The organism is Roseomonas sp. CAU 1739 (assembly GCF_039839775.1).
Classification (GTDB): Bacteria; Pseudomonadota; Alphaproteobacteria; order Acetobacterales; family Acetobacteraceae; genus Neoroseomonas.
In genome coordinates this window covers 276616-294405 of record NZ_JBDOQQ010000002.1, presented here as the reverse complement: position 1 = coordinate 294405, position 17790 = coordinate 276616, and the positions used below count along the sequence as shown (strand labels likewise).

The 17790-nt window shown below is 70.0% G+C and carries 12 protein-coding genes; 8 read left to right on the top strand and 4 right to left on the bottom strand.

The annotated features are described in order from the left end of the window. Positions 1 to 245: 245 nt before the first annotated feature. The gene (gene katG / locus AAFN86_RS04950) at positions 246 to 2444 is read right to left on the bottom strand and encodes a catalase/peroxidase HPI (RefSeq protein ID WP_347542112.1); all 2199 of its coding nucleotides are present in this window, start codon (positions 2442 to 2444) and stop codon (positions 246 to 248) included. A 389-nt stretch (positions 2445 to 2833) separates the two neighbouring features. On the opposite strand from katG, the gene AAFN86_RS04945 reads away from it, so the two are divergent. Next, positions 2834 to 3736, top strand: coding sequence for a LysR substrate-binding domain-containing protein (locus AAFN86_RS04945; RefSeq protein WP_347542111.1), 903 nt, complete (start codon positions 2834 to 2836; stop codon positions 3734 to 3736). 169 nt (positions 3737 to 3905) lie between these two features. Here the strand turns inward: AAFN86_RS04945 and AAFN86_RS04940 are convergent, their stop codons facing one another. Continuing rightward, positions 3906 to 6008 carry an alpha/beta hydrolase domain-containing protein gene (locus AAFN86_RS04940; protein WP_347542110.1) on the bottom strand — a complete coding sequence of 701 codons (2103 nt, stop codon included), beginning with the start codon at positions 6006 to 6008 and terminating at the stop codon, positions 3906 to 3908. Positions 6009 to 6249: 241 nt separating this feature from the next. On the opposite strand from AAFN86_RS04940, the gene AAFN86_RS04935 reads away from it, so the two are divergent. The 5 genes from AAFN86_RS04935 (at position 6250) to AAFN86_RS04915 (ending at position 12316) form a co-directional block, all read left to right on the top strand. Continuing rightward, positions 6250 to 6729, top strand: coding sequence for a hypothetical protein (locus AAFN86_RS04935; RefSeq protein WP_347542109.1), 480 nt, complete (start codon positions 6250 to 6252; stop codon positions 6727 to 6729). 545 nt (positions 6730 to 7274) lie between these two features. Further along, positions 7275 to 9497 (top strand): polyribonucleotide nucleotidyltransferase, encoded by a 2223-nt coding sequence (gene pnp / locus AAFN86_RS04930; RefSeq protein WP_347542108.1) that lies wholly within the window; start codon positions 7275 to 7277, stop codon positions 9495 to 9497. 93 nt (positions 9498 to 9590) lie between these two features. Continuing rightward, a complete protein-coding gene (locus tag AAFN86_RS04925; RefSeq protein ID WP_347542107.1) occupies positions 9591 to 10991 on the top strand; it encodes a nitronate monooxygenase in 1401 nt (466 codons plus the stop codon). A 47-nt stretch (positions 10992 to 11038) separates the two neighbouring features. Beyond that, a complete protein-coding gene (gene hisA / locus AAFN86_RS04920) occupies positions 11039 to 11767 on the top strand; it encodes a 1-(5-phosphoribosyl)-5-[(5-phosphoribosylamino)methylideneamino]imidazole-4-carboxamide isomerase (RefSeq protein WP_347542106.1) in 729 nt (242 codons plus the stop codon). Positions 11768 to 11893: 126 nt separating this feature from the next. Continuing rightward, complete coding sequence (locus AAFN86_RS04915; protein ID WP_347542105.1) at positions 11894 to 12316, top strand: DoxX family protein; 423 nt, start codon at positions 11894 to 11896, stop codon at positions 12314 to 12316. 13 nt (positions 12317 to 12329) lie between these two features. On the opposite strand, the gene AAFN86_RS04910 is transcribed toward AAFN86_RS04915, so the two are convergent. Further along, positions 12330 to 12734, bottom strand: a complete 405-nt coding sequence (locus AAFN86_RS04910) for a hypothetical protein (RefSeq protein ID WP_347542104.1) — start codon at positions 12732 to 12734, stop codon at positions 12330 to 12332. A gap of 128 nt (positions 12735 to 12862) precedes the next feature. On the opposite strand from AAFN86_RS04910, the gene hisF reads away from it, so the two are divergent. Together hisF and AAFN86_RS04900 are read left to right on the top strand one after the other, a co-directional pair. Further along, positions 12863 to 13645, top strand: a complete 783-nt coding sequence (hisF, locus tag AAFN86_RS04905; RefSeq protein WP_347542103.1) for an imidazole glycerol phosphate synthase subunit HisF — start codon at positions 12863 to 12865, stop codon at positions 13643 to 13645. Next, on the top strand, positions 13645 to 14223 hold the full coding sequence (locus AAFN86_RS04900) for a phosphoribosyl-ATP diphosphatase (protein ID WP_347542102.1): 579 nt from the start codon (positions 13645 to 13647) through the stop codon (positions 14221 to 14223). The genes hisF and AAFN86_RS04900 overlap by 1 nt, the downstream gene beginning before the upstream one ends. 251 nt (positions 14224 to 14474) lie before the next feature. Here the strand turns inward: AAFN86_RS04900 and addB are convergent, their stop codons facing one another. Next, positions 14475 to 17525, bottom strand: a complete 3051-nt coding sequence (gene addB, locus AAFN86_RS04895; RefSeq protein ID WP_347542101.1) for a double-strand break repair protein AddB — start codon at positions 17523 to 17525, stop codon at positions 14475 to 14477. Between the last annotated feature and the right edge of the window lie 265 nt (positions 17526 to 17790).

The following is a 17790-nucleotide window of genomic DNA, read 5'->3' as shown; positions in this document are numbered from 1 at the left end:
GTCCTCCCTGTGGGGTCTGGCGCCCCTTCGTCGTCGTCACGCGGAGGGCGTCTCGCCCCGGTCGCGCTCACAATGGAGGGGCGTTGCCCCTCCAAGCCACCCCACCAAAGGCCAGTGGGCCTTTGGAAACCGATACTTGGCGAAGGGCACCCAATGGCGTTGGGTGCCAAAAAACCCGCGGTCCAGGGGCCCGCTGGCCCCTGGCGGGGAGGTCCGGAGGGGCGGCGCCCCTCCGGCACCCACTCTCAGCCCAGGTCGAACCGATCCGCGTTCATCACCTTCGCCCAGGCCGCGACGAAGTCCTTCACGAACTTCCCGCTATTGTCGGCCTGCGCATAGACCTCCGACAGCGCGCGGAGCTGCGAGTTCGACCCAAACACCAGGTCCACCCGCGTCCCCGTCCACTTCACCGCACCGCTCGCACGGTCACGGCCCTCGAAGGCTTCCGCCGTCTCGTCCGTCGGTGTCCAGGCGGTGCCCATGTCGAGCAGGTTGACGAAGAAGTCGTTCGTCAACGTGCCCGGACGGCTCGTGAGGACACCATGCGGCGACCCGCCATGGTTGGCGCCGAGCACGCGCAGCCCGCCGACCAACACCGTCATCTCGGGCGCCGTCAGCGTCAGCAGCTGCGCCTTGTCGACCAGTTGCTCCTCGGCCGAGACCGTGTAGCGAGCCTTGCGGTAGTTGCGGAAACCATCGGCCTCAGGCTCCAGCGGCTCGAAGGAATGCGCATCGGTCTGGTCCTGCGACGCATCCGTCCGGCCCGGTGCGAAGGGCACCGTCACCTCATGGCCGGCCGCCTTGGCCGCCAGTTCGATCGCGGCACCACCGCCCAGCACGATCAGGTCGGCCAGCGAAACCTGCTTGCCGCCTGCGTTGAACGCCTTCTGCACGGCTTCGAGCTTGCCCAGCACCTCGGCGAGCTTGGCAGGCTCGTTCGCCTCCCAATCCTTCTGCGGCGCCAGACGGATGCGCGCCCCATTCGCCCCGCCGCGACGATCCGACCCACGGTAGGTCGAGGCCGAGGCCCAGGCGGTGGACACCAGCTGCGACACCGACAGGCCGGAGGCGAGGATCTGCGCCTTCAGCGCCGCGATATCGGCCGCGTCGACCAGCTTGTGCGTCACCGGCGGGACTGGGTCCTGCCAGATCAGGTCCTCCTTCGGAACCATCGAGCCGAGGTAACGCACCTTCGGCCCCATGTCGCGATGGGTCAGCTTGAACCAGGCGCGGGCGAAAGCGTCGGCGAACTGGTCCGGGTTCTTGTGGAAGCGCTCGGAGACCTTCCGGTATTCCGGATCCATCTTCATCGCCATGTCGGCCGTCGTCATCATCGGCGGGTGGCGCTTCGAAGGATCATGCGCGTCGGGCACCAGCGTCTGCGCGGCCGGGTCGGTCGGCTTCCACTGATGCGCGCCGGCCGGGGACTTCGTCAGTTCCCAGTCATAGCCCAGCAGCATGTCGAAGTAGCTGTTGTCCCACTTGGTCGGCGTCGGCGTCCACGCGCCTTCGATGCCGCTGGTGATGGCATCCACGCCCTTGCCGGATCCGAAGCTGCTGAGCCAGCCGAGGCCCATCTGCTCCATCGCGCCGGCTTCGGGCTCGCGCCCGACCAGCGAGGCATCGCCCGCGCCATGGCACTTGCCGAAGGTATGGCCGCCTGCGGTCAGCGCCACCGTCTCCTCGTCGTTCATCGCCATGCGCGCGAAGGTCTCGCGGATGTCGCGGCCCGAGGCGACCGGATCCGGCGTGCCGTTCGGCCCTTCCGGATTGACGTAGATGAGGCCCATCTGCACCGCGGCGAGCGGGTTCTCCAGCTGGCGGTCACCGGTGTAGCGCTTGTCGCCCAGCCAGGTGTCCTCGGCGCCCCAGTAGACGTCTTCCTCGGGTTCCCAGATGTCCACGCGGCCGCCGCCGAAGCCGAAGGGCTTCAGCCCCATGGATTCGATCGCGCAATTGCCGGTGAAGACGAACAGGTCAGCCCAGGACAGCTTGTTGCCGTACTTCTGCTTGATCGGCCACAGCAGCCGCCGCGCCTTGTCGAGGTTGGCGTTGTCGGGCCAGGAATTTTCCGGCGCGAAGCGGTGCGCGCCGTTGGACGCGCCGCCGCGCCCGTCAGCCGTGCGATAGGTGCCGGCCGCGTGCCAGGCCATGCGGATGAACAGCGGGCCGTAATGCCCGTAATCCGCCGGCCACCAGGGCTGGGATACGGTCATCAGCGCTATGACGTCCTTCTTCAGCGCGTCGAGGTCGAGCGTCTTGAAGGCCGCGGCGTAGTCGAACCCGGCACCCATCGGATCGGACTTGGCCGATTGCTGGCTGAGCACGCGCAGGTTCAGCTGGTTCGGCCACCAGTCGCGGTTCGAGCGGGTCGTGAACCGTGCGGCCGTCGGCTTGCCGTGCATCACCGGGCACTTGCCGGCGCCCTGTCCATGTCCGTCCATGTTTCTCTCCAATCCTCAGCTTCGTTGATGGCGCTGGTCCGTCAGTGGGGACCATATGATTGCGGAAGGCAAACCAGTGCCCAACCGCCAGCAGGCATGCTGGCCGGTCCGGCATCGCGCTTGCCACGGCGGGCGGGCCCGCCGGCTGTCCTGGTTGTCCCGGGTTGCTGGCCGGCGCCGATCACTGGCGCCCGGCCGTGCTTCTCCCTCCCTCTGGGTTCATGACCTGGAGGGAGGCTAGGCGCCCGCGGACCGATAGCGGAAATCACTTCTTCCAAACGGACCGATAGGCAAATCCAATCGTCATGCTAGACGCTGGGCACCGTCGCCGCCGCTTGTCGTGGAACAGGTTCGTGTTGCGGCGCACCATGCCGGGCGGACCCCTTGCGATGAACCTGCGTGACCTGCGCTACATGCTGGCAGTGGCCGAACACCGCCATTTCGGCCGTGCTGCCGAGGCCTGCCGCGTCAGCCAGCCGACCCTGTCGGTCCAGCTGCGCAAGTTGGAGGAGGAACTCGGCACGGTGCTGTTCGAACGCAGCAGCAAGCAGGTGGTGCCGACGCCGGTCTGCGAGCTGCTGCTGGCCCATGCCCGCGTCGCGGTGGCCGAGACCGATGCCATGGCCGCCGTTGCCCGCGCCGCGATGGACCCGCTGCGCGGCAGCATGCGCATCGGCATCATACCCACCCTCGGCCCCTATCTGCTGCCCCTGGTCTTCGGCCCGCTGCGGGAATCGCTGCCCGACCTCGAGATCGAGCCCTGGGAGGATGTGACGGCCGCCCTGGTCGACCGGTTGCGTGCGCATGAACTGGACGCCGCCATCCTGGCGACCGAGCCGGACGGGGCCGACATCGTCACCGCGCCGCTGTTCACCGAACCCTTCATCGCCGCCCTGCCACCCGACCACGCGCTGTGCGGCCGCGCGCGCATCAGCGAGGAGGAGCTCGCCCCCGACGTGCTGGTGCTCGCGGACGGGCACTGCCTGCGCGACCAGGCGCTGGCCGCCTGCGGCCTGGCCGGGCCGCGTGGGGGGTCGCTGCGGGCGTCGTCGCTGGCGACGCTGATCAACATGGTCGCGGCGGGGTACGGCACGACGCTGATCCCGGGCCTCGCGGCCGGGGCGGCGCAGGATGCCGGCATCACCCTGGTGCCACTGCGCCGCGGAGTGTCGCGCACGGTGCGCATCGCCCGGCGCGCCGCCTTCCCGCGCCGCGCCGCAGTGGATGCGGTCGCGCGGGTGATCGCGGAACGGCTGAAGACGTTCTCCAGCGCGGCGGAGACGGCGGCCTGAGGGCTCGGGGGGCATCGTTGGTACGCGTTCAACCTACGGAGGCCAGCCCCGAAATCGAGGTTTCCAAAGGCCCACTGGCCTTTGGTGGGGTGGTTTGGAGGGGCAACGCCCCTTCAATCTTCCGCCTCAACCTCGCGCCAATGGGGCAAAGCCCCCCCGGCCGCAAGCATCACGGCACCCGCAATGCCACGGGTCCGTCCCGCTCCGCCGCCGCGATCGCCGTCGCCGCATCCTCCTCCAGCAGCAGGCGCTGCGCGATGAGCCGGCTCGCCGCCTGGCGTAGCGCCGCCACATAGGCCTCCCGCGTCGGATAGCGTTCCTCCAGGGACGGCCGCGGATCGTTCGCTGCCACGCGCTCGGCGCGCGTCGCGGCGAAGGGGAAGGCGCTGCCCTGCAGGTTGCAGAAGCCGCCGCCGCCGAAGCGATCCTCGCGGAAATAGTTCCAGCCGGTCAGCGTGGCGCGCGGCACCTGCACGCCAAGCGAGCGCACGCCGCCAAGGTCATTGCCATCGGCATCCACCTGCGGGACCAGCAGGGTGTATTCGCGCGTCCCTTCCGCCGGCGGCTCGGTGCTGATGATTCCGGTCAGGTCGGCCGGGTTGTAGCCGGGGCCGAATTCCATGACGCGCAGCGGGTTGGTGGTGCGGCGGAAGGCAACGCCCGGCACAGCCGGGAAACGGACCTGGTCGGGCCGCACCAGCGTGCCGTCGGCGATGCGCGGATGCACCGAGGCCGGCGGCGGCACGTCCCGCTGCACCCAGTCGGTCAGCGCCACCAGCAAGGCCCGCATCGTCTGCAGGTGGGTGTTGGGATTGGACGGATACTCGCACAGCGTCGGCCGCGCCAAACGCGTCGGATGCAGGTCCGACCCGGTGCTGTGCTGGGTGCTGCCCATGATGAAGGTGCGGACATTGGGCAGGTCTGGCAGGTCGCGCTCGCCAAGCGGGTCGGTGAGGCCGAGGCTCTGCCGCCCTTCCCACACTTCCAGCGCCGTCGCGGCATGGATGATGCGGGGGCAGGTGTTGGTGGCTTCGCAGCGGTCCAGCACCGAGGCGGTGCGCCCGGTGATCGGGTCGGTCACGCGGGCATAGGCGAAGGGGAAGTCATAGGCGGGGTAGAGGTGGTCGATCTGTTCGCCCCAGGCGCGGCCGGGATGGGCGAAGCGGATGTTCATCGCGGCGAGACCGCCCCCGACATGCGGCAGCATGCCGTCATAAGCGCGGCGCCCGGCCTCGTCCCGGTTGAAGCCGAGATGCAGGAACAGTCGCATGTTCCGCCCGGACTGGCTGGTCCCATGGACCAGCGTGACGGTGCCGTCGCGGTAGATCGGATTGGCCTGGCCGGCATCGTCGGTGCGGGCGTGGCGCATGAAGGCCGGCAGGTCGCGCATGGCGGCATAGCCGAGGCCGAGCACCAGCGGGTCCTTGCCGCGATAGACCAGTTCATAGAGCCGGCCCGGCTGGAAGCCTCCATCGAGGCAGATCTGCGTATCGGAGGGCTGCGGCGCCTGGCCGGGCCGGCAATCGGCGAAGGACCAGCGGTCGTTCGGGATTTCCTGCCGTGCATCGGCTTCCCGCGTGCGCACGGTCAGGCGCGGCAGGAAGCCGTCGGGGCCGGCCGTGCGGTTGTCGCGCGAGGCGGTGGGGTAGCTGGTGTGGAACAGCTGCGTGAAATTGCCGGAGGACAGGTTCACCGCCGGTGCCGCGGCCTGCACCACGATCTCGCTGCGCACGACGCCGGTGATCGGGCTGCCATCGGCGTTGCGTGCGACCGGCACGCGCATCGTCACGCGGTTGTCGCCCGCCGTCAGGTCCGGCTGCCAGCCGAAGAAGACCAGCGTGTAGCCGCGCCGCATCAGCATGCCGTCGCCGGGGTCCGTGTTGTCCACCCGCGTCGCACCATTGTAGAGCGACAGCAGCCGACGGTTGCCGCGATTGACGATGTCGAACAGCAGGACGCCGTTGCCGCGCGTGGCCTCGACGGGGCGGAGGATGTCGATTTCCGTCTCGTATTCGACCATGCCGCGGGCATTGCGGGGTGCGAGCGCGATGTCCTGGATGATGGCATTGCCGGGATGGGCCGGGTCGACCTCGCCGAAGGCACGGCCACGCAGGCGTTCGTAGCGGCCGCCGCTGCCGAAGGATTGGCCGTCGAAGGCGGCCGTGGTTTCGGTGATCTCGACCCGGGTGATCCGGGCCTTGGCCTCCGGCGCCGCAGCGATCGCGGCACAGGCGAGGGAAAGCGCGGCAAGGGCGCGATGCGGCTTGGCCATGTGGTCCTCCGGTCGGACCTGATTGGCCCGTTCGCCGGAAGAATGACTGGCGATCCTCGCCTGATGCAACCAGGGGTCGTGTAGCGCCGGGTGGTGCGCAGCAGGACATCGCCGCGATACGCCGCGAAGCGATGCCCTTGCGGCATCAGGACGCGAACCAGGCGGCATTTCACGCCGCGGCTCCGAATGGCCAGCCTGGGCGACGCCACGATGATCGTGGTTGCACGAGGAGATGGACATCATGAAAATCGCAGCTCCGCTTGCGGCCGTCGCGGTCGCCTTCACACTCGGCGGCCTGTTTGCCGCACCTGCCGCCCGGGCCGGTTCGTGCCCGGCGGAACACGTTCTCACCACGCCGAGGCAGATCGAGCAGGCGCCCGATGTCGGCGTCGAGCGCGAGATCCTGTCCATGGTCCAGCTCAAGGGCTGGCGCGGGGTCGGCGACCTGTTCCTGCGCACGCGCCGCCTGACGGTGGCGGTGGGCGGCATCGTTCCCTATCACGAGCACGACGACCGACCCTCGATCGTCTACATCGTCAGCGGCGAGATCGAGGAGAACAGCCGGCTTTGCGCTGTCCCGATCCTGCACCGCGCCGGCGAGTGGACCCCCGAATTCGGGGAGGGGCACGCGCATTGGTGGCGCAATGTCGGCACGGTGCCGGTGGTGCTGACCTCCTCGGACGTCGTGCCGCCGGAAATGATGGAAGACCCCCATATGTGAGCCCGGCGGGCGGGGGCGGCCGCGGCCCGCCCTCGCCGTCGTGCGGCACCGGCCGGGGGATGGACCCGGCAGGGGCTCGTGTCCCGTCCGGCCAGGCCGTTGGATTCCAAAGGCCCGGGCCCTTGGCGGGGATGGCCCGGCGGGGTGGTGCCCCGCCGCCCTTTCGCTGTTTGCAGATAGCGATGGCGTTTTGCCCCGATCCGCGCCATATGGGCGCCCGGTGACGTCCGGCCTGACGCCGGCGCGCCAACCGCCGCGACTGCGGCGGGCCGACAGAGAAAGTCGCGGGACCCTTCGATCGGACCGGCGCGGCGTTTCCGGCCACATGGGCGGCCTTCCCGTCGCGTGACCCGCGATGGGCCCACCCCATGCCGCCCGAGACGCCGAGCAAGCCGGACGTCCGGGGCCTTTGGACCGTATCTGTCTCGCCCTCCGTGTCGCATTCCGGGGTCCCGTGGGCCCCATCAGCCATGCTGCCGCCCGCGAAGGTCGGGCGGGCATGGGTCGTGCGGCGCAGGACGGCGCCGCACCCGAGAGGACGACCGATGTTCGAGAACTACTTCCGCAAGGAAATCAACTGGGGCGGCAAGACCCTGGTGCTGGAAACCGGTAAGATGGCCCGCCAGGCCGATGGCGCCGTGGTGGCGCGCCTTGGCGACACCATCGTGCTCTGCACGGCGGTCGGCGCCCGTTCGGTGAAGCCGGGCCAGGACTTCTTCCCGCTGACTGTGAACTACCAGGAAAAGACCTATGCCGCCGGCAAGATCCCGGGTGGCTTCTTCAAGCGCGAAGGCCGGCCGTCCGAATTCGAGACGCTGACCTCGCGCCTGATCGACCGGCCGATCCGCCCGCTGTTCCCCGATGGGTTCCGCAACGAGGTCCAGGTCGTCGCCACCGTGCTGTCGCACGACCTTGAGAACGAAGCCGATGTCGTCGCGATGGTCGGCTGCTCCGCCGCGCTGACGCTGTCGGGCATTCCCTTCTTCGGCCCGATCGCCGGCGCGCGCGTCGGCTACATCGGCGGCCAATACGTGCTGAACCCGACCGCCGACCAGCGCAAGGAAAGCAAGCTCGACCTGGTGCTCGCCGGCACCGCCGAGGGCGTGCTGATGGTGGAATCCGAAGCCTCCGAGCTGACCGAGGACGTGATGCTCGGCGCGGTGGAATTCGGCCACAAGTCGTTCGCCCCGGTGCTCCAGGCGATCATCGAACTGGCCGAGGTCGCGGCGAAGGAGCCCTGGGCGGTCCCCGAGGAATCCGACGCGACCAAGGCGCTGAAGGCGCGCATTTCGGAACTCGGCCGCGCCGACATGGCCGTGGCCTACACCGAGACGCAGAAGCTGGTCCGCCAGAACAAGGTGGGCGCGGTGAAGAAGGCGGTCGTGGCCGCGCTGGAAGCCGAAGGTGCCGACGTCGCCTCCGCCAAGGGGCTGATGAAGGAGCTGGAGGCGGATGTGGTCCGCAACAACATCCTCGACACCGGCCTGCGCATCGACGGCCGCGACACCAAGACCGTTCGCCCGATCATGGCGGAAGTCGGCGTGTTGCCGCGCGCCCATGGTTCGGCGCTGTTCACCCGTGGCGAGACGCAGTCGCTCTGCGTCGCGACGCTGGGCACCGGCCAGGATGAGCAGATCATCGATGCCCTCGCGGGCGAGTACCGCGAGGACTTCATGCTGCACTACAACTTCCCTCCGTATTCGGTGAACGAGACGGGCCGCATGGGCTCCCCGGGCCGGCGTGAAGTGGGCCATGGCAAGCTGGCGTGGCGCGCCATCCACCCGCTGCTGCCGGAGAAGGAGAAGTTCCCCTACACCATCCGCGTGGTGTCCGAGATCACGGAATCCAACGGCTCCTCCTCGATGGCCACCGTCTGCGGCACCTCGCTGTCGATGATGGATGCGGGCGTGCCGCTGAAGCGCCCCTGCGCCGGCATCGCCATGGGCCTGATCAAGGAAGACCGCGGCTTCGCCGTGCTGTCCGACATCCTGGGCGACGAGGATCACCTCGGCGACATGGACTTCAAGGTGGCCGGGACGGAGCTGGGCATCACCTCGCTCCAGATGGACATCAAGATCACGTCCATCACCTTCGAGATCATGAAGATCGCTCTGGAGCAGGCCCGTGACGGCCGCCTGCACATCCTGGGCGAGATGGCGAAGGGCCTGTCGGGCAACCGCTCCGACGTCGCCGCCACCGCGCCGCGCATCACCGTGATCAACGTGCCGAAGGACAAGATCCGCGACGTGATCGGGTCCGGCGGCAAGGTGATCCGCGAAATCACCGAGCAGACCGGCACCAAGGTGGACATCGAGGATGACGGCACCATCAAGGTGGCGGCGACCTCGGTCGAGGCCGCGCAGCGCGCCATCGACTGGATCCGCGGCATCGTGGCCGAGCCGGAAGTGGGCGTGATCTACAACGGCAAGGTCGTGAAGACCGCCGAATTCGGCGCCTTCGTGAACTTCCTCGGCGCCAAGGACGGCCTGGTCCATATCTCCGAGCTGTCGCAGGAGCGCGTGAACAAGACCACCGACATCGTCAAGGAAGGCGACCAGGTGAAGGTGAAGGTCCTGGGCTTCGACGATCGCGGCAAGGTGAAGCTGTCGATGCGCGTGGTCGACCAGGCGACGGGTGCGGACATCACCGAGCAGGTCGGCGCCCGCCGCCCGCGCGAGGATGGCGACCGCCCCGAGCGCGGCGGTGAGCGCCGTGACCGTGGTGATCGCGGCCCGCGCCGCGACCGCGGTGGCGAAGCGGCTGACTGACATCCTGTAACGGCATGGCCGGGGCCCTATGCAGGGCGCCGGCCAATGCCATATTCCCGTCATCGTCATGACGTTCCCGGGAGCGCCCCGCACTTGAAGGCCATCAACGCGATCCGCATGGGCGGCGTGGACGTTCTGCCGCTGGTCGAAGGCGGCAAGGGTGTCGCGGTATCGAACGGTTCGACCTGCGGTGCCTGGGCGGCTTCGGGCGGCGTCGGGACCTTCTCGGCGGTGAATGCCGATTCCTACGATGCCGACGGGCGGACCATCCCGCAGATCTATCACGGCAAGACGCGCCGCGACCGGCATGAGGAACTCGTCCGCTACGCCATCGACGGCGCCATCACCCAGGCCAAGCGCGCCTGGGACATGGCCGGCGGCAAGGGCCGCATCCATGCCAACGTCCTGTGGGAGATGGGTGGGGCGGAACGCGTCGCGCGCGGGATGCTGGAAGGCGCCAAGGGCCTGATCCACGGCATCACCTGCGGTGCGGGCATGCCTTATCGCCTCGCCGACATCGCACGCGACTATGGTGTGCACTACTACCCCATCGTGTCCTCCGGCCGCGCTTTCTCGGCGCTGTGGAAGCGCGCCTACCACAAGACCCGCGAGTGGCTGGGCGGCGTGGTCTATGAAGACCCCTGGCTGGCCGGCGGCCACAATGGCCTGTCGAATTCCGAGAACCCGAAGGTCCCCGAGGACCCCTATGGCCGCGTGCTGAAGCTGCGCCAGCAGATGCGCGAATTCGGCCTGGACGACACCCCCATCATCATGGCCGGCGGCGTCTGGTGGCTGGAGGAATGGGAGCACTGGATCGACAATCCGGAGCTCGGTCCGATCGCCTTCCAATTCGGCACGCGCCCGCTGCTGACACAGGAAAGCCCGATCTCGGACGCCTGGAAGCAGAAGCTGCTGACGCTGAAGCCCGGCGACGTGCTGCTGCAACCCTTCAGCCCGACCGGCTTCTACAGCTCGGCCGTGCGCAACGAATTCCTCCAGGAGCTTGAGGACCGCAACGAGCGGCAGGTGGCCTTCACCGGCGAACCGATCGGCGATCACTTGGCCGAATACGGCGTCGGGCCGCGCAAGCGCATCGTCTATGTCACGCCGCATGACCTCGCGCGCATCAACCATTGGGAAGCCGAGGGCTTCGTCGAGGCGATGCGCACCCCTGACAATTCGCTGATCTTCGTGACGCCCGACAAGGCACGGGAGATCGTGAAGGACCAGGTGGATTGCATGGGCTGCCTGTCCCAGTGCCGGTTCAGCAACTGGTCGCAGCATGAGCCCGAGTATTCCAACGGCAAGAAGGCCGACCCGCGCAGCTTCTGCATCCAGAAGACGCTGCAGGACGTCGCGCATGACGGCGCGATGGACCACAACCTGATGTTCGCCGGGCACAATGCCTATCGCTTCGGGCAGGACCCGTTCTATTCGAACGGCTTCGTCCCCAGCGTGAAGCAGCTGGTCGAACGGATCGCGACCGGCCGGTGACAGCGGCGGGGGAGGGTCGCCTCCCCCGATCCCAGGGTGCTTCGACCATGACATTGACGCTGTATCCCGCCATCGACCTGAAGGGCGGGCAGGTGGTCCGCCTCAAGCGCGGGGAAATGGACCAGGCGACGGTCTATGCCGACGACCCCGGTGCGCAGGCGGCATCCTTCATCGCGGCCGGCTTCACTTGGGTGCATGTGGTGGACCTGGACGGCGCCTTCGCGGGCAAGCCCGCGAATGCCGAGGCAGTGCGCGGCATCCTGGCCGCCGTGCCGGGCGCGCGTGTGCAGCTTGGCGGCGGCATCCGCACCATGGCGGTGGCGGAAGCCTGGCTGGCGGCGGGCGTGACGCGGATCATCCTGGGCAGCGCGGCGGTGAAGGACCCGGATTTCGCGCGCGCGGCATGCCGTGCGTACCCGGGGCGTGTCGCACTCGGCATCGATGCGCGGGACGGGATGGTGGCGACGGAAGGCTGGGCGGAGACCTCCGATGTCTCCGCGACCGACCTGGCCCGGCGCTTCGAAGGCGCCGGCGCGGCGGCGGTGATCTACACCGACATCGCGCGGGATGGGATGCTGGGCGGGGTGAATGTGGAAGCGACGGCGGCGCTGGCGCGGGCGGTGTCGCTGCCGGTCATCGCCTCCGGCGGCGTCGCCGGTGTCGAGGACCTCGTCGCCCTGCGCGACGCCCAGGCGGGGATAGAGGGCGCGATCATCGGCCGCGCCCTCTATGACGGCCGGATCGACCCTGGGGCGGCGCTCTCCGCGGCTGGCTGAGACCCACTGGCGGAACAATTCACCGCATGGTTTGATTCCCGCGGCGCGTGCCGGGGTTCACGGGCGGTCGGACAGGCTTCGGGCGCCCAGCCCCGAGGAGGCGCCTGCGTCCAGCAAGGAGCGCCCATGTCCCGCCTCGCAAGCCTCTTCGGCTTCTTCCAGCCCGTCATGCTCAGCCTGCTCCGCATCATGGTCGGGCTGGTCTTCCTGCAATTCGGCCTCAGCAAGCTGACCGGCTTCCCCATGGCGGCCCCGGCCGGCGCCGTCTTCCCCGGCCAGATCCTGTTCTCCGGCATCATGGAAACCGCGGGCGGCGTGCTGCTCGTCCTCGGCCTGTTCACCCGGCCGGCGGCCTTCATCCTCGCCGGCTACATGGCCGTCGCGGTGTTCTGGATCCATGTCCCGCGCGATATCCTGCCGGCCCGCAACGGTGGCAACCTCGCGGTGCTGTTCTGCTTCTGCTTCCTCTACCTGATGACAGCCGGCGCCGGGCCGCTCAGCCTCGACCGCATCCTTGGGCTCGAGAAGCCGGACGCGGCCAAGAACTGACGCGCGGGACGACCTACTCCGAGCTGCTGCTGCTGCCGCCGCTGTCGGAGGAACTGCTCCCGCTGTCCGAGGAACCGCCGCCGCTGCCGCCGTCGGACGACCCGCCTCCGCCGTCCGACCCGCCGCTGAACCATGACGACCAGGAGGAGCCGCCCTCGGTCTTCTTCTCGTTCGCTTCCGAGAGCAGCACCGCCGCGGCCGCCACGCTGCCCGACGATCCGCGGTCCCGGTCGTCACTGCCTGATGAGGACGACCCTTCGTCGTCATCATCCCGCTCGCGCCGCGACATCCCGCGCCGCGCCAGCGCCCGATCATACGCCGCCCGTTTGCGCAGCCCCCACCAGAAGCGGTGCGTCCCGCGCTCCAATTCCTCCTCGGTGAAGACGAAGCCATCCTCCAGCACGCCGATCCCGCGCATCAGCCTTGTCCTTCCGCCCGCATCGCATCACTTGACCTGACCCATCATTCCGCCGCACTCGCTTCCGTTGGAAGTGTCGCCTGTCACAGGCGCCGATTTACCGACAAATCGAAAGGTCATCCGCCACTGTGCTTGCGCTGCGCGTCATCCCCTGCCTCGATGTGAAGGACGGTCGCGTCGTGAAGGGCGTGAACTTCGTCGAATTGCGCGACGCCGGGGACCCGGTGGAGCAGGCCCGCGCCTATGACGCGGAGGGCGCGGACGAGGTCACCTTCCTCGACATCACCGCCAGCCACGAGAACCGCGACACCATCCTCGACGTCGTCTCCCGCACCGCCGCCGAGGTCTTCATCCCGCTGACCGTCGGCGGCGGCGTGCGCAGCGTGGACGATGCCCGCCGCCTGCTGCTGGCCGGCGCCGACAAGGTCTCGATCAATTCGGCAGCCATCGCCGACCCCGACGTGGTGCGCCGCTGCGCCGAGGCCTTCGGCAGCCAGGCGATCGTTGTCGCCATCGACGCACGCAAGCGTGAAACCGGCGAGGGCTGGGAAGTCTTCACCCATGGCGGCCGCCGCAGCATCGGCATCGACGCCGTGGCCTGGGCGCAGCGCGTGGAATCCCTCGGCGCGGGGGAGATCCTGCTGACCTCGATGGATCGCGACGGCACCAAGCAGGGGTTCGACCTGCCGCTGACGCGCGCGGTGCGCGCCGCCATCCGCCTGCCTATCGTCGCCTCGGGTGGCGTCGGGGCGCCGGAGCATTTCGTGGATGGTGCGAAGGCCGGGGCCACCGGCCTGCTGGCGGCGTCCGTCTTTCACTACGGGGCCTTTAGCATCGCCGATGCCAAGGCGGCACTTGCCGCGGCCGGCCTGCCGGTGCGCCACGCCCCATCCAGCAGGAGGGCCGGCTGATGGCCAAGGCCGCCAAGGCGACCAAGAAGAAGCCGACGACCAAGAAGGTCTCGGCCAGGAAAACGCCCGCCAAGGCCCCGGCGGCCAAGAAGTCCAAGCTGCCCTTGCCGGCGGCCGTGCCGAAGAAGACGCGCGCCGCCACCAAGGCCAAGTTGCCGAAGGTGCTGCGCAAGGCGGAAAGGCGCCTTCTGGCCCCGCTTGCCCCGGCCATCGAGGGCGCGGAAGCCGCCATCCTCGACCGCCTGTGGCAGGTGGTGGAAGACCGCCGGCAGTCGGGCGACGCCATGATCTCCCATTCTGCCCGGCTGCTCGCCCGCGGCACCGCCAAGGTCGCCCAGAAGCTGGGCGAGGAGGCGGTGGAGTGCGTCATCGAAGCGGCCACCGGCAACCGTGACGCGACCGTGCTGGAAAGTGCCGACCTGCTGTATCACCTGATGGTCGTCTGGGTGGACGCCGGGATCCGCCCGCAGGAAGTCTGGGGCGAGCTGGCACGCCGCCAGGGTATCTCGGGCATTGCCGAGAAGGCCGCAAGGCCACAGGGCATCCTGCGCGCCGCGGGCACCAGCAAGTTGCCATAGAGCAGATCGCGTTCGGATGGAATCATCTGGACGCGTGAAGATGCCCTCAAAACAATGGGCTGGAGCATGTGGCGTGAGCGCATGCGAACGCAGCATGCTCTAGGCGGCTGGGCCACCGCCTGACGGGCCTGTATCGCGACAGGCAGTCCAATCGCGTCGCGACAGCGCGCCACGGCCTTGGCGGGCGTGGCGGCGCGCGGGTGCTCCGTCGCTCCGGTGGAACAGCGTCCCGCCCATCCGTCCGGCGCCGGTCAACCGTTGCCTTCCGGCGTTCCCGCCGACCATTCCTCGATCCGCGCCAGGTGGTCATAGTCTCCACCCGCCGCGCTGCGCGCCGGATGCGGGCGCGATGCGAAGGGTGCGGCACCCAGCAGCCATTTCTCCGCCAGATCCACCAGCCTGTCGCGGGCCAGGGCGGCGAAGGGCGTGCCGTCCTCGGCGGCCGCGCCCAGCCCCTTCACCTCCCCCGCCTGTTCGCCGCCGGTCAGCCGCCAGTAGAGCAGGTCGGTGACAACCCCGCCCTCGCTGCCGGCGAAGGCGCCCTGTTCCAGCAGCCAGGCCTCGATCGGCAATTGCGGCGCACCGCCGGCGGCGAGGTCCTTCATCCTCGGCACCGAGCCGGTCTTGTAGTCCACGACGCGCCAGCCGCCGTCAGGCAACTGGTCCAGCCGGTCGGCGCGGGCCTCGATCTCGATGTCCCCGCCGGGCAGCCGAAGCTGTGCGGTGCCGGCAACCTCCACCAGGCAAGCCTGGAGCGGGCCGGGCGCTCGCAGCCGCGCTTCCTCCTCCAGCACGAAGCCGCCGATATTCGCCAGCCGCGGCATCCAGAAGGCGAGGATGCCGGGCCGGTCGCGATAGGCGTCGAGGGCGGCCGCGCTGGCGCGCGCCCAGGCAGCCTCGGCGGCGGGCTGGCCTGGCCAGCCGGTGCCGATGCCGCGCAGGAAGCCGGCCATCGCTGCATGCACCAACATGCCGTAGTCGATGGCGCCGACCTCCTCCTCGAGATCCTTGAGCGGGTTCAGGCGCAGCACGCGCTTGGCATAGAAAGCGTAGGGATCAGCGATCAGCAGCGCGGCGTCTGACACGGTCAGCCGGCGCGGCCGCAAAGCCGGCGGGGGTGCGGGGGCGGGCCGCGGGATGGGCATGGGGGCGTCCGGCGCGTCCAGGGCGGCAGCCCAGGCGGCGGCGGGCGAGGCTGGCAGCACCAGCCCATCCTGCCCCGCCAGAAAAATATCCAGCCGCACCAGCCAGCGCGCCGGCACGGTGGGTGACCCGCCGCGCCGTGCCGCCGATGACAGAATGGCCTGCGGTGCCGTGGCGGCCGCGAACAGGAAATCCGCGGCGACCCGGCCAATCCGTGCCTCGGGTTCCGGCAGGCCGAAGGCGGCGCGCATCGGGCGGGACATCCAGGGGCCCGGGTCGGTTGCCTGGGGCCAGGCAGTCTCCTCCAGCGCGCCGAGCACCACCCGGTCGAAGGATTGCAGCCGCGCTTCCAGCAGGCCGAGGATGGCGATGCGTGGATGCGCCGCATCGCCGCGCCCGCGCGTCGCACGCAGGGAAGGGGCGACCGGGCCGGCCAGCGCCGCCTCGAACAGATCCGGCCAGTCGGCGGGCGCGATGGGCGGCAGGCTTGGCAGCGCCTCGGTCAGGTCATGCAGGTGTCGGGCGAGGGGCTCGCCTTCCTCCCCGGCATACAGCCGCAGCCCGCCCGGCAGGTCCGGCGTGGCGGCCAGCGCCTCGGCGGCGGCCAGATGCGCGCGCAGCAGGTCGGCCGCTGGCAGGGCGGACGCATCCGGCAAGGTCGTGAAGCCGCCCAACGCGCCGTCCAGCGCATCGAGCAGCCGCGCCACCTCATCCAGCGCGCCCGCCTTCGATGCCGCCACCGAGGCACGCAGCCCCGCCAGCCCTGGCGCCGGGCGGGGCCCGCGCAGCGCGGCGCGTTCCATCCGCCGCGCCGCCACCACCCAGGCGGTGCGGTCCATCCCGCCGGCGCATAGCGGGTGCTTCAGCACCGCCAGCAGCGGTACCGGCGCAAAGCCTTCCGCCACCATCCGCCCGACCAGCCGCAGGAAGGCCGCCGCTGGGGTTTCGGCCAGCGGCTCGCCGGCCGAATCATCGGCGGTGATGCCGTGGCGTGACAATTCCGCCGAGACGCGCCGCGCCAGGTCGCGGTCGGGGGTGATGAGCGCGGCGCGGTGGCCGGGCGTCTCGATGCTCTCGCGCAGCAGCAGCGCGATGGCGGCGGCTTCCTGCTGGGCGTCGGCGGCGACCAGCCGCGACAGGCCGGTCAGCGCCGCCGACCAGCGCGACGGATCGCGCTCGGTCCAGGCCGGCAAGCCCTCGGCCGGGGTCAGCGCCCGGCCCAGCAGCACGGTGCGATCCGGCGCGGCACCCACCGGCGCCGGGTCGTGCCATGGGCGCAGATCCGCCGGCACCGCCCCCATGGCGGCCAGCAGGCGCGCCTGGCCGGCCAAGGGGTGGGTCGGCGCCTGGCGCACCGCCTCCCACAGCGTGGCAGCCATCGGTTCGGGCAGCCCTTGCAGCACCACCGCGCCGTGCGGCGCAGCAGCGAGCACGCGCAGCAATTCCGCCGCCGCCGGGATGGTGCCGCCGGCGCCGATGCCCGCCGCGACGGTCGGGTGTTCCGGCGGTGCGTCGCGCCAGGCCGCCGCCTGCGCCGCCAGCGCCTTTACCCGCCGCGCGCCGATATCCAGCAGGCCGCGTTCGGTCAGCCAGCGGTTCCAGTCGATCGCGGCTGCGCGCAGCACCGTGGTGGTGATCTGCCAATGCGCGGCGTGCCGGTCCGGCACCAACCCTTCGAGCCGCGCCAGCCAGGCCTCGGCGAAATCCTCGGCCGCGGCATGTTCCAGCATGTCGAGGTCGCGTTCCTCGAGCGCGATCTCGTCGAACAGCCGCGCCAGTTCGCCGGCCAGCAGCCAGGCCTGCTCAGGCGTCGCCGGCCCGCCATGCCGGCGCGGGATGCGCTGCGCCATGGCCGCCAGCACCGCCTGTCGCGTCAGCGGCGCGACCGCCGGCGGCAGGTCGAGCAGGTCGGGCAGGGCGAGTTCGTCCGCTTCCTCGGTGGACAGGCCAGCCAGGGCGCGCATGCGCGGCAGCAGCAGGGCGCGGCCCCCGGCAGCACGCAGGAAGGCTTCCCGCAGGCCGCGCGCGGCGCGGCGGGTGGGCAGCAGCAGGGTGGCGCGGGCCAGGGCCTCGGGCTCGTCGGAGGGCAGGCGGGCGAGCAGGCCGGCGGCGAGGGTTTCGAGGAAAGGCGCCGAGGGAGGGATGGCGTAGAGGTTCATGGGGCGGCGCCCGGGGCGCAGGATGATGGTGTGGCGGGGCGCAGGAGGGCGGAGGGGGCTTTGCCCCCTCCGGACCTCCCCCACCAAAGGCTTAAGGCCTTTGGAAACCTCAACTCGGCGTCGGGCCGGCAGGGAAGGGATGATCGGACAACGTCATGCCGGGCACGGGAACGGGCCAGGGCGCTGGTGCTGTCCATCATGCCCGGCACCAAGTGAAGGTTCCCAAAGGCCTTAAGCCTTTGGCGGGTGGGGTTCGGGGAGGGCA

Bases quoted from the DNA above. Each gene is read 5' to 3' on its own strand.
- katG (WP_347542112.1), bottom strand. From the start codon at position 2,444: ATGGACGGACATGGACAGGGCGCCGGCAAGTGCCCGGTGATGCACGGC.
- AAFN86_RS04945 (WP_347542111.1), top strand. From the start codon at position 2,834: ATGAACCTGCGTGACCTGCGCTACATGCTGGCAGTGGCCGAACACCGC.
- AAFN86_RS04940 (WP_347542110.1), bottom strand. From the start codon at position 6,008: ATGGCCAAGCCGCATCGCGCCCTTGCCGCGCTTTCCCTCGCCTGTGCC.
- AAFN86_RS04935 (WP_347542109.1), top strand. From the start codon at position 6,250: ATGAAAATCGCAGCTCCGCTTGCGGCCGTCGCGGTCGCCTTCACACTC.
- pnp (WP_347542108.1), top strand. From the start codon at position 7,275: ATGTTCGAGAACTACTTCCGCAAGGAAATCAACTGGGGCGGCAAGACC.
- hisA (WP_347542106.1), top strand. From the start codon at position 11,039: ATGACATTGACGCTGTATCCCGCCATCGACCTGAAGGGCGGGCAGGTG.
- AAFN86_RS04915 (WP_347542105.1), top strand. From the start codon at position 11,894: ATGTCCCGCCTCGCAAGCCTCTTCGGCTTCTTCCAGCCCGTCATGCTC.
- AAFN86_RS04910 (WP_347542104.1), bottom strand. From the start codon at position 12,734: ATGCGCGGGATCGGCGTGCTGGAGGATGGCTTCGTCTTCACCGAGGAG.
- AAFN86_RS04900 (WP_347542102.1), top strand. From the start codon at position 13,645: ATGGCCAAGGCCGCCAAGGCGACCAAGAAGAAGCCGACGACCAAGAAG.
- addB (WP_347542101.1), bottom strand. From the start codon at position 17,525: ATGAACCTCTACGCCATCCCTCCCTCGGCGCCTTTCCTCGAAACCCTC.